General features: G+C 43.4%; 18 protein-coding genes and 1 pseudogene. 9 read left to right on the forward strand and 10 right to left on the reverse strand.

The features are described from left to right. Window positions 1-21 precede the first annotated feature (21 nt). The 3 genes from ACYIA1_RS10195 to trxA all read right to left on the reverse strand — a co-directional run bounded on the left by ACYIA1_RS10195 (window position 22) and on the right by trxA (window position 2,123). Window positions 22-603: a DUF417 family protein gene (locus ACYIA1_RS10195; protein ID WP_005854756.1), complete on the reverse strand. Its 582-nt coding sequence runs from the start codon at window positions 601-603 to the stop codon at window positions 22-24. Between the two features lie 93 nt (window positions 604-696). Next, window positions 697-1,533, reverse strand: a complete 837-nt coding sequence (locus ACYIA1_RS10200; protein WP_005864844.1) for a helix-turn-helix domain-containing protein — start codon at window positions 1,531-1,533, stop codon at window positions 697-699. A gap of 119 nt (window positions 1,534-1,652) precedes the next feature. After that, the gene (gene trxA / locus ACYIA1_RS10205) at window positions 1,653-2,123 is read right to left on the reverse strand and encodes a thioredoxin (RefSeq protein ID WP_057326684.1); all 471 of its coding nucleotides are present in this window, start codon (window positions 2,121-2,123) and stop codon (window positions 1,653-1,655) included. A 191-nt stretch (window positions 2,124-2,314) separates the two neighbouring features. Here trxA and ACYIA1_RS10210 point away from each other — a divergent pair. After that, window positions 2,315-2,581 (forward strand): annotated as a pseudogene (locus ACYIA1_RS10210) (HPP family protein); the annotation flags it as partial. Window positions 2,582-2,694: 113 nt separating this feature from the next. Here ACYIA1_RS10210 and ACYIA1_RS10215 read toward each other — a convergent pair. The 4 genes from ACYIA1_RS10215 to ACYIA1_RS10230 are packed head-to-tail and all read right to left on the reverse strand — an operon-like array spanning window position 2,695 to window position 5,187. Then, window positions 2,695-3,600 (reverse strand): outer membrane beta-barrel protein, encoded by a 906-nt coding sequence (locus ACYIA1_RS10215; protein WP_480335181.1) that lies wholly within the window; start codon window positions 3,598-3,600, stop codon window positions 2,695-2,697. Between the two features lie 21 nt (window positions 3,601-3,621). Then, a complete protein-coding gene (locus tag ACYIA1_RS10220; RefSeq protein ID WP_005864834.1) occupies window positions 3,622-4,086 on the reverse strand; it encodes a DUF6108 family protein in 465 nt (154 codons plus the stop codon). A 13-nt stretch (window positions 4,087-4,099) separates the two neighbouring features. Then, window positions 4,100-4,645 (reverse strand): hypothetical protein, encoded by a 546-nt coding sequence (locus ACYIA1_RS10225; protein ID WP_224201663.1) that lies wholly within the window; start codon window positions 4,643-4,645, stop codon window positions 4,100-4,102. After that, a complete protein-coding gene (locus ACYIA1_RS10230) occupies window positions 4,636-5,187 on the reverse strand; it encodes an RNA polymerase sigma factor (RefSeq protein WP_005864832.1) in 552 nt (183 codons plus the stop codon). The genes ACYIA1_RS10225 and ACYIA1_RS10230 overlap by 10 nt, the downstream gene beginning before the upstream one ends. Before the next feature lie 69 nt (window positions 5,188-5,256). On the opposite strand from ACYIA1_RS10230, the gene ACYIA1_RS10235 reads away from it, so the two are divergent. The 5 genes from ACYIA1_RS10235 (at window position 5,257) to ACYIA1_RS10255 (ending at window position 9,144) form a co-directional block, all read left to right on the forward strand. Continuing rightward, window positions 5,257-5,709: a PepSY-like domain-containing protein gene (locus ACYIA1_RS10235; protein WP_373233584.1), complete on the forward strand. Its 453-nt coding sequence runs from the start codon at window positions 5,257-5,259 to the stop codon at window positions 5,707-5,709. 77 nt (window positions 5,710-5,786) lie between these two features. Next, on the forward strand, window positions 5,787-6,467 hold the full coding sequence (locus ACYIA1_RS10240) for a response regulator transcription factor (RefSeq protein ID WP_005854737.1): 681 nt from the start codon (window positions 5,787-5,789) through the stop codon (window positions 6,465-6,467). Between the two features lie 2 nt (window positions 6,468-6,469). Then, entirely contained in the window at window positions 6,470-7,741 is a 1,272-nt protein-coding gene (locus ACYIA1_RS10245) for a sensor histidine kinase (RefSeq protein WP_480335184.1), read from the forward strand. Window positions 7,742-7,808: 67 nt separating this feature from the next. Continuing rightward, window positions 7,809-8,252, forward strand: a complete 444-nt coding sequence (locus tag ACYIA1_RS10250) for a PepSY-like domain-containing protein (protein WP_121772316.1) — start codon at window positions 7,809-7,811, stop codon at window positions 8,250-8,252. 49 nt (window positions 8,253-8,301) lie between these two features. Then, the gene (locus tag ACYIA1_RS10255) at window positions 8,302-9,144 is read left to right on the forward strand and encodes a PepSY-like domain-containing protein (protein WP_122382519.1); all 843 of its coding nucleotides are present in this window, start codon (window positions 8,302-8,304) and stop codon (window positions 9,142-9,144) included. Between the two features lie 104 nt (window positions 9,145-9,248). On the opposite strand, the gene ACYIA1_RS10260 is transcribed toward ACYIA1_RS10255, so the two are convergent. From ACYIA1_RS10260 to truA, 3 genes are read right to left on the reverse strand one after another with little or no spacing between them, the layout of a single operon-like run. Then, entirely contained in the window at window positions 9,249-9,878 is a 630-nt protein-coding gene (locus tag ACYIA1_RS10260) for a DUF3256 family protein (RefSeq protein WP_005854730.1), read from the reverse strand. A gap of 11 nt (window positions 9,879-9,889) precedes the next feature. Next, window positions 9,890-10,786, reverse strand: coding sequence for a DMT family transporter (locus ACYIA1_RS10265; protein ID WP_005854727.1), 897 nt, complete (start codon window positions 10,784-10,786; stop codon window positions 9,890-9,892). Between the two features lie 3 nt (window positions 10,787-10,789). Beyond that, window positions 10,790-11,548, reverse strand: coding sequence for a tRNA pseudouridine(38-40) synthase TruA (truA, locus tag ACYIA1_RS10270; RefSeq protein ID WP_005854725.1), 759 nt, complete (start codon window positions 11,546-11,548; stop codon window positions 10,790-10,792). A 130-nt stretch (window positions 11,549-11,678) separates the two neighbouring features. On the opposite strand from truA, the gene ACYIA1_RS10275 reads away from it, so the two are divergent. Genes ACYIA1_RS10275 through ACYIA1_RS10285 form a run of 3 tightly spaced genes read left to right on the forward strand, consistent with a single transcriptional unit; the run spans window position 11,679 to window position 15,656 of the window. Then, window positions 11,679-13,277 carry an aspartate:alanine exchanger family transporter gene (locus ACYIA1_RS10275; RefSeq protein ID WP_480335188.1) on the forward strand — a complete coding sequence of 533 codons (1,599 nt, stop codon included), beginning with the start codon at window positions 11,679-11,681 and terminating at the stop codon, window positions 13,275-13,277. 27 nt (window positions 13,278-13,304) lie between these two features. Continuing rightward, window positions 13,305-15,272: an alpha-L-arabinofuranosidase C-terminal domain-containing protein gene (locus ACYIA1_RS10280; RefSeq protein WP_480335190.1), complete on the forward strand. Its 1,968-nt coding sequence runs from the start codon at window positions 13,305-13,307 to the stop codon at window positions 15,270-15,272. Window positions 15,273-15,293: 21 nt separating this feature from the next. Beyond that, on the forward strand, window positions 15,294-15,656 hold the full coding sequence (locus ACYIA1_RS10285; protein ID WP_005864811.1) for an MmcQ/YjbR family DNA-binding protein: 363 nt from the start codon (window positions 15,294-15,296) through the stop codon (window positions 15,654-15,656). Window positions 15,657-15,660 lie beyond the last annotated feature (4 nt).

Consider the following 15,660-nt stretch of genomic DNA (forward strand, 5'->3'; position numbering starts at 1 on the left):
TTCCCCTTTTTCTTGTTTCGCTTATTTCTTTTTCAAGATCCGTTGCGCCGAATCCGACAGCACCACGATCGCACCGGCCAGTATCGCCGTATCTTTTATCACCAATCGCCCGGCCCCCGATAATAACGGGAAACCAAATTCCCCGCTGCCAAGATTAGGTACCCAGACCTCCGGAGTCGTGACCAAGAAGGACAACGTCCCGAACGTCATGATTATAGCCAACCCCGCTCCTACCAAACCGATCTTCGGCGAGAAAATGCCGAGGAAAGTCAAGATACCGATCGCCATGATCAAGATTCCCAAGCCACGAGAGAAGCCATACGTGTTATTCTCTTGATGCCACTCATGCTTCGCTTGATCGAACTCACCCTCTTTTAATTTATACGTCTTATATTCGGGAGCGCTTTTCGTATAGAAGAAACTCATGAAAGGGCTGTTCGCCACAAACGGAACGATGCCTTCCGCTTCATAATTCCAGAACTTCAAACCGCCGATCCACACAAATATGATCAAGATCGATATACGGATCAAATTAATACCTAGCTTCTGAGTAGAGGCCGCCACTTGCAAAAACGAGTAAAACAGGTCATTCAACTTTTTCATCTTATTATTTGTTTTATAGTATTGAACTTATACCGCAAAGATCGGTAGAAACACCTATCCCGTAAATGGCGATTTTACCGGATGAGTTAGCAATTATTCCCGTTTCTCTCTTTTCCGGTACTCAGAGACGCTTTCTCCCGTCATTTTCTTGAAAAAACGGCTGAATGTGGCTTGATCCTCGAAGCCCAAGATCTCCGTGATTTCCTTCGCGCTCTTCTGGCTATATAATAGCAATCGTTTGGCCTCAGCCTCAATTCGTTCGTGAATGATCCGTAACGGAGAAGGTAATCCGCAAGTCGTAAAAAGGTTGGATAGGGTTTTTGGTGAGCGATGCAGCATATCCGCATAATCTTGGACCATCTTCTTTTCCTTAAAATGGTTATCTACCAATACATAGAACTGGCGAACCATATCGAACGCCTTTTCCCGTTCCGGGCTTACCGAAAACTTCTCACGTGCGATCCGGGTGCACAAAATAATGAAACGTTTCAGTAAGATACGCAGCATCTCCTCTTGCAAATTATCCTTTATGGCGTACTCACTCGTTAGGCTGTCGGTGATATCGCGCAAAGAGGCAACTTGGGATTCGCTCAATTTCAATTGCATCACATTGGAAGTCCCGTTAAAAAGAAAACCATTACACGACACCTCATTGTCATGTCCGAAAATGCAATAGAAGTTACTGTTAAACAGAAGGGTCAAGTACTCGCCATTGATCGCCTTGAACTCGATATGGTGCAAAGGAGTCAAGGGAATAATCTCACCTTTCACTAAGGTAGTCGGTACGTGATCGATCTCCAGTTGCAACGAACCGCTTTGTACCCAAATAAATTTGTAAAGCGTATTATCTTTCTGCAAAGCAAGGTTCGTGTGATACGAATCGGTCAACGCTATATTACCTCTTAAGCGAGTATTAAAAATATATTCCATAGATTTCTTCCGGATTTTAAGACGGATAAAGATAACAATATTATATAAACAAAAAGCGGAAGTTCACTTTATTCCCAGCAAACTTCCGCGTCACTAATCCCCAAAACACACTATACGAGTTATTTCGACTCTAATAAAATATCATCAACCAATTTCTTCAACTCATTCTTCTGCATAGCCCCTTGAACCATACTCGGTTCTTTCTTCATCGGTACAAACAATAAAGAAGGAATACTACGGATACCGAAAACACTCGCTAAATCCGCCTCTTTATCGACATTCACCTTATATACGTTGATTTTACCCTCGTACTCTTTGCTGATCTCATCCAAGATAGGAGACATCATCTTACAAGGGCCACACCAAGTGGCATAGAAATCGATAACCGCAGGTTTATCACCCTCGAACTTCCATGCGTTCGGGTTTGTCTCAAAGTCATACACTTTCTTTACGAAATCTTCTTGTGTTAATTCTGTTACTGTCATTTTATTTTCTGTTTTATTGTTATTATTCTTATTTCCATTACTAGCGTTCGCCATTCCTACCAAAAGACTTGCGAACAATACGGCACCTACCTTAATAAAACCCATCTTGAACCTCCTTTTTATTTATTACTTTGTCTTCTATTTATATTGCAAAGTTCATCTTATTTCCACGATTAAGAAATGGCCATATCGCCGGATAAGTTTGCAATACTTCCCGATCCCCATCAAAAAAGTATAAAATAAGTTTTTTCAAGATAAATGCCGTACCTTTGCGACGTTTTCCCAAAAAACACATTATGAGCAATAAACAATTATTCAACGACCCTGTTCCACGTAAACGATATATTTGCGCTTTATTAATGATCTTATTAATGGTGGGTGTCTCCGAGCTTATGGGAGAGAAAGAGATTATCTTCCCGGAGATGGCGGCGCTCACGATCGGAATGTGGATCGTAGATAAAAAAGTATGGACCGTAAGTCGTCTTAAATTAGTTCTGTTAATGTCGATCGGGGCCATCGTCGGTGTCTGTATCGTACGCTATTCTCCTTTTCCCTTGATCGTAACGTACGTAGGATGCCGATCCTATTTACGCCAACAAGAAAGAAAAACGATGCCGAACCTTGGTTAACAAGATCCGGCATATCGTACGTTCTTTTTCCGTAAAACCTCAACGATCTACAAATGCAACTGCAAGCCGATAGAAACCGGATGCACCTTCGGACCTTTCCCATTTTCAAAGAGGTCGATCGGTGAGTACTTGGCGTAAAGACCGATCCAATCCCAACCGGCTTGAAATAAGAAATCCATAGTTACCGGACGGATATTCATACCGAAATCCATTTTCTCTTTGTGCTTTTTACCGGAAGCGTCATTATATACGATCTTCGAGGAAGAACAAGTCTTGATCACACCGACTACACCCGCAGACAAGAAGAATTCACTCGAACGCTTTTTAGGTTGCCATTCCAATAACAACGGAATGGTCAGACTCGTGATATTCAACTTACTCGCTTTCAACGTAACACCCTCAGGAGCCGGACGTAAAGCCGTAACACCGTCTATCTCCTTGAAATACTCATTCGAATCTATACGGTAACGGCTCCAACGCATACCGGCACCGATCACCACTGCCCAACGATACCGAGAGAACGGGAACGCTTTTTCCAATACATTCAAATTATATTCCAATGAGTTTCCACTACGAAGGGAGACTCCGTCTACATCATTTACATGTAAACTCCCATCCGCAAAGTTCGCGAAGCCCATTCCAAAACCGGCCCAATGCGGATTGAAGTCCTTATCCCAAGTAGGCACAGGGATATTGATAGACTTCACGTGTTTACGGCGTTCATAGCTTTGTCCGTCCCGGTAATGCCCTTCGAAGATCAACTCGTCGTCCACGGAATCACCCTCCTCGTCTACCTCATACACCCTGACTTTCATGCGATCGCCATTATCTTTCACCTCGATACGTTTTCTCTCAAGGGTGATAATCGTATCCCCAGCCAAAGGCTCAACCTCAGCGGCCATCAACCCGATTACTGGGAAGCAAGCCATTAAGACTAAAAGTATTCTTTTCATCTTCCTATCTGTTTTGTTTGTTTATAAATCTTTCTTCGTAAATAATAGCGTGATTAAATCATCACTATCCAAATCTCCCTCAATGTACACCAAGGTTATTACCCCTTTCTTGCTGACCTTAAAAAGGACAAAACGGTTGATATCTGCTTCTACGCCCTTCAACTGGTAATAAGCGGAGACTACCCCTCCATCGTCCGTCACCTCTTTGATCTTCCGGGCCCCTTTCTGGTCCGCTTCCAGACATTGGCGGGTAAACCGCAGGGCTTCCGGATCATCTTTGATCGTAATACTCTTATAACGAGTCATGCCATACGTTTCCAACATCTCGTTAGACAACTCCACCATCGTGACATTACGTTTTTTGCCATATCGTTGAAAAACTTCCTGAATCTTCAAGTCTTTCTGTGTCTCGGCAGCCGAGACACCACAAGGCATTAAGCAAAATACCGCCACCAGCAACCATAACATGTATTCGAACCGTCTCATATTTACAGTATTTTTATTCATTATCATCAAATAAAGAACGAAGCTCGTCCAATTGGTTATCTATAATCATACGGTCGGCCTCATCACGATCCACTTCCGGAAAGTACTCGTCCGCAGGTGTGGCCACCTCCTGCAAAGCTTCCAGCGCCATGGAGCGAACTTTATGAATATCCGTATAACAACGACCGTTTATAACGACATAATTATCCGAACAGAAACAAGGATCTACCGGATTCAACAGATGGTTAAGCCCCAAAAGCAGCAAGAAACTGGCGGCGATACCGGATACCAAATACAACACGGATCGTAAAGTAAATGTCTTCTTTTCCTCCACCTTTTCCGCATCCAGCATAAAAAGGATATCCTCATCAATCGGAATCAATGCCTCATCCGGCTGTCGTTCCTTCCGACTCTCTTCCTCCAAATAGGTAAACATAGGCGTATAGACCGCCAACCTGTCCGGAACATTCCCGGAAGTAAAGAAGGCTCGAAGTTCCCGCTCTTCTTCCGAAGAGGTTTCTCCTTCAAAATATCGGTTTAATAACTCGTCTATGTCCATTTCTCTTGTTTATTTAATTGTAAAAACTGTTCCCGTATCTTTTTCCGAGCCCTTGAGAGATTCACCCGGACATTCTCGACCGGTGTAGCCGTGATCTCCGCAATCTCGGCTAACTCATAGCCCTCTACATCCTTCATCCGGATAATGGTTTGCTGCAAAGCGGGCAACTGGGCGATCAAGTGCCGTATGCATTCGGCGGCATCCCTTTGCTCCAGTTGTTCGTCGGGGCTTACCGCATCCGATACCAACGTAACGCTCTCCAACTCCGATCCCTGCGGCTTTCGCAACTTTATCTTATCCAATGAGAGATTTTTCGTAACCTGCATAGCCAGCGCCTCCACGCTATGGTAGGCATCCAGTTTTTCCCGGATATACCAAAGCTTTATGAATGCCTCTTGCACCACATCCTCAGCTTCGGCTGTGTCCTCAACCAGTCTCTGGGAGAAATTCAACATCTTCTGCCGGAGAGGTAGTACGGTTATTTTAAACGTCTCAAGTTCCATTTCTATAATCAAGACGACAAAGGAAGAAAAACATATCATGGAAAATTAACTTATTTGGAAAAAACTTTGCCTGTCACCCGCTTGTTTGTAATAGAAAACTTAAACGTTATGAAACTAAAAGTATCATTTACAGCTATTTTATTCATGAGCTGCTGCTTATTCCTCACCGTAGGTTGCCAACAAAAGAAACAAGGTTCCGATGACAAATCGGTCCCTCAAGCGATTCAAAAGGTGATCCAGATAAAATATCCGGGGGCGACCATTACCGATTACGATAAAGATACCGCAGGTGTAGAAGTCGACATCAAGGATAAAGGCGTTAAGAAAGAGGTTCTGCTCGGCAAAAATAACGAGTGGCTAAGTACGAAATTCGATATCCATGCCGAAGATGTTCCCGTAGACATCATGGATAACCTAACAAATTCGGCTTATCATGAATATAAGATAGATGAGGTGACACAAATAGACAAGCCTTCGGGAACATTTTACGTATTCAAACTAGAGCATGAGAACAATGAGGTTCGCCTCACGTTTAACTCAGAGGCCCAATTATTGAAGTAGAACGGTACTGAATCTTTTCTTATTCCAGATTTTTACCAGAATATTTCAGTAGCTTTGTGTGATTAACAAGCTAGCCTATGAAAATTCTGGTAGTCGAAGATGAAAACGCACTGAGAGAAGTTATCGTTCGTTCTCTTGAAAAAGAACGATATGTGGTAGAGAGCGCTTCCTCTTTCCGGGAAGCTTCTCTTAAAATAAATGATTATGATTACGATTGTATCGTATTAGACATCATGCTTCCGGGAGGTAGCGGCCTTACCCTTTTGAAGGAATTAAGAGCCTTACGCAAGAAAGACAGCATCATCATTATCTCCGCAAAAGACTCTATCGAGGATAAAGTTACAGGATTAGATCTTGGGGCCGATGATTATCTGACCAAGCCTTTCCATCTGGCGGAATTGAACGCCCGCATCAAGAGCGTTATCCGCCGCAAGCAACAAGATGGGGAATTGCAACTGTCTTTAGCGAACCTAACGATATATCCCGATAAACATTCCGTCTATATAAACGGGAAAGAGATCGTATTGAACCGTAAGGAGTTCGATCTGCTCTACTATTTCATATCCAACCCCAACCGTTTGATCAGCAAAGCTACTTTAGCCGAGTCCGTCTGGGGAGATTATATAGACCAAGCCGATAATTTCGACTTCATCTATAGCCAAGTAAAAAACTTGCGAAAGAAATTAAAAGCCGCCGGAGCCATCCCCGAAATAAAGGCGGTCTATGGCTTCGGTTACAAAATGACCGACGAGGAATAAATATGAAGCTAATCCATTACACCCTCCGCAATTTATTTGTCCCCATATTGGTCATTTTCGCCGCTTGGGGATGTGTTTTCTGCCTTATGATTCTACATGAGGTAGAAGACGAGACGAATGACAGCCTTGAGAACTACAAAGAGATTATCATCCGCTCCGCCTTAGCGGACAGCACATTGCTGAAAGATCATGTGGATATCATGACCCGGTACTACATTCGTGAGGTTCCGGAAAGCGAAGCGAAACTAGATAAGGACGAGTTCTACGATGCTACGGTATACATAGAGATAGAGCAAGAATACGAACCGGTTCGTGCCTTACGCACTTATTTCATGACAAAAGATCGTAAATTCTACGAACTGACGCTGGAGTTATCCACCTTAGAACAAGAAGATATGATCGAGACGATTATCTGGAGCATGACCGTCTTATATATCGCATTGATAAGTTGCATCTTATTCGTGATCCATCGAGGATTCAAAAGAAGCTTTAAGCCTTTATATATGCTATTAAGCTGGTTGAAAAGTTTTCAAGTAGGCAAATATAATCCTCCATTAAACAACCCTACACCCATCGAGGAATTTAAGATATTAAACGAGACCGTTCAAGAAAGCGTCAACCAGAGTGACAAGCTATACAACAAACAAAGACATTTCGTAGAGAATGCCGCCCACGAGTTACAAACTCCATTGGCCGTATGCATGAACAAATTAGAATTATTAAGCGAACATCCGGATTGCACGGAAGATCAACTGAAAGAGATCGCTGGCTTGCATCAAGCGTTGAACGGCATCATCCGGTTGAATAAATCCCTCCTATTACTTTCTCGGATAGATAACAAACAATTCCCCGAAACCCGGGATATTTGCCTAAATCATCTTATCCATAAGATATTAGAAGGAATTAATGACATATACGAAAGAAAAGCTCTCCACTTACGAGTTTCAGAAAAAGAGAGTTTGGTATGCACCATGAATGAATCGCTGGCCACTACGTTAATCACCAATCTCATAAAAAACGCCTATGTCCATAATTACGAGAAAGGGGATATAGGAATCACGATCTCTCGCCGTATGCTTACGATCGCAAATACGGGAATCGACAAAACCCTTGATAAGGAATTATTATTTGCCCGTTTTGCCAGCCAAAGCAAACAACAAGAATCGACGGGCCTTGGGTTGGCCATTGTCAAATCAATAGTCGATCTATATTCGATCCGGATAGATTACCAATACGCAAATGGTATGCATACATTCACATTATTATTCTATTAACGGCCGAAATTCCCAATTTTTTCCAAAATGCATCCTTTTCTTTGCGGTATAATAAAAAACAAGGCATATGAAAAGGATCAATTATTTACTGATAGTCTTATCATTATTATCTGTCATAGCTTGTGCCGGCAACGATAAGATCACGAGTGACACCAACGTATTGCCGGTTTCCAGCCGCCAATTCATATCGGATCATTTTAAGGACATCCCGGTATCGCATATCCAAATAGAGAAAAATCTGATCCGGATTAGCAGTTACGACGTGATCCTCACGGACGGGACCAATGTTGAGTTTAACCATAAAGGAGAATGGAAAGAGATTAAACGGCATGGGCTCCCTATCCCGCAAGCGATCATTCCGGAGGTAATACAAGACCTTATCAAGAAAAACTATTCATCGAATAAGGTTGTTAAAATAGAAAAAGAGATACGGGATTATGAGATAAAGCTAGATAACGGTCTTGAGATGACATTCGACTTAAAAGGGAACTTGATTGATATCGATGACTAATAGACACTCTAAGATAAGTATTAATATATTTTTAATTAAAATCAATCGTATGAAAACAAAAGCATTCATAATGGCAACTTTGGTTTGCAGCTCATTCGTATTCATGTCATGTGATGACGATGATGACAAATTCACACCTGAGAGTATTGTAACAAAAGCCTTTGACACAAAATATCCGGATGCGCAACGTGTCAGTTGGGAGAACGAGGCAGGCTATGTCAAAGCAGAATTTTACACCGGTTCATATGAGGCTGAAGCGTGGTTTGATCCGCAAGGCAACTGGATGCTGACAGAGACCGATCTTCCTTACAAGGCTTTGCCCCAAACCGTAAAAAACAGTTTCGAGGCAAGCCTATACGCTAAATGGAAGATAGACGATGTAGATATGCTAGAACGTCCGGACGCTGGTACCATTTACGTTCTCGACGTTGAAAATGGCGAGCAAGATGTAGATCTACATTATACGGAAGGCGGTATTCTCATCAAGGAAGTAACCGATGGTAACGGCGACAACGAGCATCGTCCCTCCGTTACCCCCAGCGCTATTAAGGAACTCATTTCAGAAATGTATCCGGGAGCGACAATCCTTGAGATAGATACGGAGGCAAAAGGTACCGAGGTGGATATCCTTCATGAGAATATCCATAAGGAAGTTTGGCTGGATACCCAGAACAAATGGTTATATACGGAGTGGGAAATACGCTCTTCCCAAGTACCCGATATCGTGATGACCGCATTCAAGGCCTCCACATATGCCTCTTATCGAATCGATGATATCCATGTCATTCAAAAAGCGGAAGGACTCTCTTATGAGTTCGAGCTGGAGCAAGGAGACCGAGATATAACGATTCTTTTTAATGAAGAAGGGATCTTAGTCTCTCCTACCCATTAAAAAAGACTCTTTATCGCAGTACTACTGCAACCCACAGTAGTACTGCAAAGCGGGTTGCAGTAAAACCTCATGAACTATATCGGAGTGGATGGATAAGGAAAGAATTACTGAAAATGATATTTCTGCCACGTATAGACTTTCGGTTCACTGAGATACGGCTCTATTTTCTCACGAGCCTCTTGGCTCAGATATTGAGGAGTCGTATAAATGGCGGTCAAAGTCTGATCATCCGGACTCAATCGATATTGAATTAAATCCATATCCAAATGTGAGGCGGCCTCTTGATAGGCTTCGTCTTTCTTATCTATTCCCTGCTTGATATACCAATCGGAAGTTGGCTGCGTGAATAAATCGGATGTTGCCAAAGGCTCCCAATTGGTCGTGAAAAACTCGATACGGCTATCCGGAACCGGGCCGTTTACCGTAGAGATCATACAAACCACGTAGGTATTGTTTACCAAGGGAAGTAATTTCATCTCTACCGTGCTACGCTCCGTAGTCTGTAGCAAAAGGTAATCGTTCGTTAGCTTTTGCAAGGTAGAAAAGCCATTCATCGTATTTTTCAGCCGGGATTCTTTTCCTGAAGTATAAAGATCCACCAAATCCTTTCGCCAAGCGTGCTCCAATTGAGGAATGTATTGGTCTGGCATCGCCGTGAACACACTTGTCATATCTTGTGCGTTCATTCCCAACGCAAAGACACAGATCAACAACGTAACTATAACTCGTCTCATTATCTAATTTTCTATTTTGTCCCCAAATATAGGAATATCATTCCTAACAACACAAGGAATAAGTCGATCGCCTTGTTCTTTAAGTTTTTTTCATGGAAGAAGATGGCTCCCGCCAAGAATGTCACCAATACGTTACTCCGACGTACCATCGATACGATCGAGATCATGGAATCCGGGAATGTCAAAGCATAAAAGTATACCCAATCCGCCACGCATAAGAATACGGAGATAAAGATGATATTCCATCGCCATTGGAAAGGCGTGCTCTTTTTCCGGTTCGGATACCATAGAAACAACAGGATAAATGACATGATAACACATTGATAGACATTAAACCAGACTTGTACCGTCATTACATCCATACTACGCATCAAATGCTTATCATACAATCCGCTCATCGCCCCGGTCAAGATAGACAGGACCGTGAAGAAGATCCATTTATTATGGGCAAAATGAATCCCCTCTTTCTTCCCCGATGAGGAAAGGAGATAAAAGGAAGCGATAGAAAGCAAGACTCCGACCCATTGAAATAGATTCAGCCGTTCCCCGAACAGAAGCATCGCACCCAGTAATGTAAGCACGGGCTGGCTGGCCTTGATCGGCCCAGTTATCGTCAGCGGCAAATGTTTCAAGGCAAAATACCCCGATATCCAAGAGGATAAGACGATCACCGCCTTTATCAATACCTTCAGATGGTCCTCCAAAGAGGCACGGGGTACATACACCATCGTCCCGTCCAAGCAATCCGTATAAAAAGAGAGCAAGATGAACGGGACGAAAATCAAACTGCTTATGAGCGTATTGAAGAATAAAACGGGAATAACGGCATTCCCATTTAACGACATTTTCTTATTGACCTCGTAACAACCTAACAAAAAGGCAGAGAGGAAGGCTAGAGCTAACCACATGGTTTAACCCTCCACTGGAAAGAGTTCTTCCGGGTACGTGACGTCTACCAAGAACAGGGCATGTCCCGGCACGGAGGTTCCGGCCTTGCAACGATCCTTTGCCTCAATCACGTTTCGGAAGCCGTCTATCGTTAAACGTCCTCTTCCGACTTCCAATAAAGTACCAACGATCGCACGCACCATATTACGAAGGAAACGGTCTGCACGGATCGTAAACACCCAAATATCCCCTTCTTGCGTCCAACCCGCATGTTGGATATGGCAATTATTCGTCTTTACATCCGTATGCAACTTACTGAAACTCGTAAAATCGATATAATCGAATAAGACCTTACACGCCTCGTTCATCGCCTCGAAATCCAAACGACCGGGAAGCTTATAAACCAGCTCATAATTAAACGGATCTTTCCTGGTCGTAATATAATATTTATAGGTTCGTGAAGTGGCGTCGAAGCGGGCATGCGCTTCCGGTACGACAGGCACGATCTTATAAACGGCGATATCTTTAGGCAGCAGCCTATTTAATTTTTCCGCAAGGAAAGCCAAATCCTCGATCGGTCCTTCCCAATCAAAATGGGCGATCATTAAGCGGGCATGTACACCGGCATCGGTACGGCCGGCCCCCACAATAGGCACGGGCTTACGCATCAAGATGGCCAAGGCCTCCTCTATAGATTGCTGCACCGTCATACCATTCGGCTGGATCTGCCAACCCCGAAAATTCTTTCCGTTATACCCCAGATATATAAAATATCGTCTCACGCTTATACTCTTTACTTTATCTTTTCTAAAATATGGCACAAAGGTACAGAAATCCAACCAAGCCATTGCCTGAATGGACTAAAAAGTTTAATTTTGCATCTTTAACAGCTTCACTTCAAAACTATCTGACATGTTTGAAACATTACTTCAGTCTTCTTATTTTGCCCTGTTTCTGATCATAGCGCTTGGATTCATGCTAGGCCGGATACAGATCAAAGGTCTTTCGCTAGATGTATCAGCAGTTATTTTCATCGCCTTGTTATTCGGCCATTTCGGGGTTATCATACCCAAGGAATTAGGGAATATGGGGTTGGTGTTATTCATCTTTACCATTGGTATCCAAGCGGGCCCCGGATTTTTCGACTCCTTCCGTTCCAAAGGCAAGACACTCATTATCCTGACGTTATTAATTGTCGGTTCGGCATGCCTGACAGGAATCTTATTCAAGTATATCTTGGATATCGATACCCCGAGTATCGTCGGTCTGATCGCTGGGGCATTGACGAGTACGCCCGGTTTAGCGGTAGCGATCGACTCCACGCAATCATCCGCAGCATCCATCGCCTATGGTATCGCTTATCCGTTCGGCGTAATCGGTGTGATCCTTTTCGTGAAGCTATTGCCAAAAATGCTTCGCAAGGATTTGATAGCTGAGGCTAAAGCGCTGGAAACCCAACGAAAAAGCCAATATCCCACATTACATACCGCCGCATTTAAAGTCACGAATAAAAATATCTGCGGAAAAAGTTTGGCACAATTGCAGGTACGGGCCATGACCGGAGCGGTAGTCTCCCGTATAAAACACGACAATGTCATATCTATGCCAACTCCCCATACCACGCTTTACGAGGGAGATTTACTGAAGGCCGTAGGTAACGACAAAGCCTTGGAGCAACTGACATTATTGTTGGGAGAACGTATCGAGGGAGATCTGCCGTTAAGTGGCGGACAGACCTTGCAATCCCTGTTACTGACCAATAAGAGCATTATCAATAAATCGCTAGGCCATTTAAATTTACAAGGTACTTTCGGCTGTACGGTAACCCGTGTACGTCGAAGCGGAATCGACCTTTCCCCGGAACCTAATTTGGTGTTGAAGTTTGGAGATAAGTTGATGGTCGCCGGCGAGAAAGAAAGCGTAAATGAACTCGCCCAATTCATTGGTAATGATGAGAAACGTCTTTCGGATACAGACTTTTTCCCGATCGCTATGGGTATCGTATTAGGCGTATTGTTTGGAAAATTAAATATATCCTTCTCGGATTCCTTCTCATTCTCTCCGGGACTGACCGGCGGTATCCTTATGGTTGCCTTGATATTAAGCGCCATCGGAAAAACAGGCCCGATCATTTGGTCTATGTCCGGCTCCGCTAATAACCTGCTTCGCCAATTGGGATTATTACTATTCCTCTCCGAAGTAGGGACATCTGCCGGTGTAAACCTAGTTTCCACTTTCCAATCAAGCGGTTTAACGTTATTCGGAGTCGGTATCGCTATAACAATGATCCCTATGATCGTAGCTGTATTAGCCGGATATTATTTCTTTAAGATCAACATTCTCGATTTAGTCGGAACAATCGCCGGCGGTATGACCAGTACCCCGGGGCTTGCCGCCGCGGATTCCATGACAGACAGCCCAGCCCCAAGCGTGGCTTATGCGACAGTTTATCCGATAGCGATGGTATTCCTGATCTTGTTTATACAGATGATAGCGAATTTGATTGTCTAAATCTTTATTTATTGAAAAACACAGAATATGAGAAGAAAGAACATGAAAAAAATTGCGGCTTTATTCCTCTTAAGTGTCGGTATAAACTGCATGACCGCACAAGACATCGTGCCTGTGTATGAGTTTGACATCGATGTACAGAATGTAGGTGCGCCTATCCAATCAACTATGTATGGAATCTTCTTCGAGGATATCAATTTCGGGGCAGATGGAGGATTGTATGCGGAACTAATCAAGAACCGCTCCTTCGAGTTTGAGAATCCATGGGGAGGTTGGGAACCTTTCGGTGATGTAAGCATAGCTGAAAAGAATCCCTGTTTCGACAAAAACCCCCATTACGCACACCTGACTTATGCCGGACAAATCACCGGAACCGGTCTAGAGAACGAAGGCTTCAAAGGTATCGGTATAAAAGCTAATGAAAATTACGACTTTTCCTTATATGCCCGTACCGAGACCAATAACCCGATCAAACTACGTATCGAATTGGTAAATAGAGATAACGATATTTATGAGACACAACACCTAGAGATAAAAGGAAAAGACTGGAAGAAATATTCCGTTATCTTGTCTCCCAAAGCGACCGAGGCTAAATCACGCCTACGCATCACGATGGAAACGGCAGGTACCTTGGATCTGGAACATATCTCCCTTTTTCCTGAAAAGACATTCAATAATCGCACGAACGGCCTACGCCGCGATCTAGCACAAGCGTTGAAAGATCTAAAGCCGGGAATCTTTCGTTTCCCGGGTGGATGTATCGTTGAGGGTACAACCATCGCCACACGCTACCAATGGAAAAATACGGTAGGCCCCGTAGAGAACCGGCCTATCAATATCAACCGGTGGAATTATACATTTCCTCACAAGAAATTCCCGGATTATTATCAATCTTACGGTTTGGGATTCTTTGAGTATTTCCAATTAAGCGAAGATATCGGAGCCGAGCCCTTGCCTGTGTTGAATTGCGGGCTGTCATGCCAGTTTGAGAATGAGGACATGGACCAGCATGTGCCAGTAGATAAATTACAACCTTATATAGACGATGCCTTGGACTTAATCGAATTCGCCAATGGCCCTGTTACCTCCCAATGGGGCAAAATGCGTGCAGATATGGGGCATCCGGCTTCTTTTAATCTGAAATTTATCGCTATCGGTAACGAGCAATGGGGACCGTTATATCCCGAACGCCTCGAGCCGTTCGTGAAAGCCATCCGAGCTAAATATCCGGAGATCAAAATCATTGGTAGTTCCGGTCCTAATTCGGAAGGAAAAGATTTCGAATATCTATGGCCGGAGATGAAACGCTTAAAAGTAGATCTGGTGGATGAACATTTCTATCGCTCACCTGAATGGTTCCTAAATAGTGCCAAACGATATGATTCGTATGATCGGCAAGGTCCCAAAGTGTTCGCCGGTGAATATGCTTGCCACCCGACTAACCGGGAGAATAGCTTCCTGACCGCATTATGCGAGGCTGCGTTTATGACCGGTCTTGAGCGAAATGCCGACGTGGTCGAATTATGCACATACGCCCCTTTATTCGCACATGTCGATGCGTGGCAATGGCGTCCGGACTTAATCTGGTTCGACAACCTAAACATCGTGAAAACTCCTAACTACTATGTACAACAATTATACGGGCACAATGCCGGAACAAACGTATTGCCCCTGACGATGAACAAAGAAGCCGTTACCGGGCAAAGCGAGCTATTCGCCACAGCCGCTTTCGACAAAGGCACAAACGAGTTCATCATCAAAATCGTCAATACCAGCATCCAGAGCAAAAAGATCAAATTAAACCTAAACGGAATCTCATCCGGCAAGCATAAAGGAAAGTTGACAGTCTTACATGCCTCAGACCTGGAAGCGAAGAATACATTGGGTAAACCGGAAACAGTCATACCCATTGAATCAGCGGTGGAACTAGAGGCTCCCGTTACTGAAGTCTCCATCCAACCATTAAGTTTCTTAGTCTATAGGATATCGCTATAATCTATCATACATACGAAAGTTATGAATATTGAAAAGTTTAGGGAATATTGCCTTTCGTTGAATGGTGTTTATGAAAAAATGCCTTTCACGAATGTCCCTGATAAATACAGTCGGGACGTTCTTTGCTTTTATGTAGGAAGTAAATGGTTCTGCTTCGTAAATATCGAAGTATTCGATTTTTGCTGTATCAAATGTGACCCGAATGAATCGGGAGAGTTGCAAGCTCGATACTCTGGCATAACACCCGGTTGGCATATGAATAAAAAATACTGGATTAGTGTCTATTTTAATCAAGATGTACCCGACAACAAGATCAAAGAGCTTATAAAACAATCCTACGATATCGTATATCAATCTCTTCCTAAAAAGGAAAAAGGGATGTAGATTT

This window comes from Parabacteroides sp. KHUB-02, assembly GCF_056640955.1.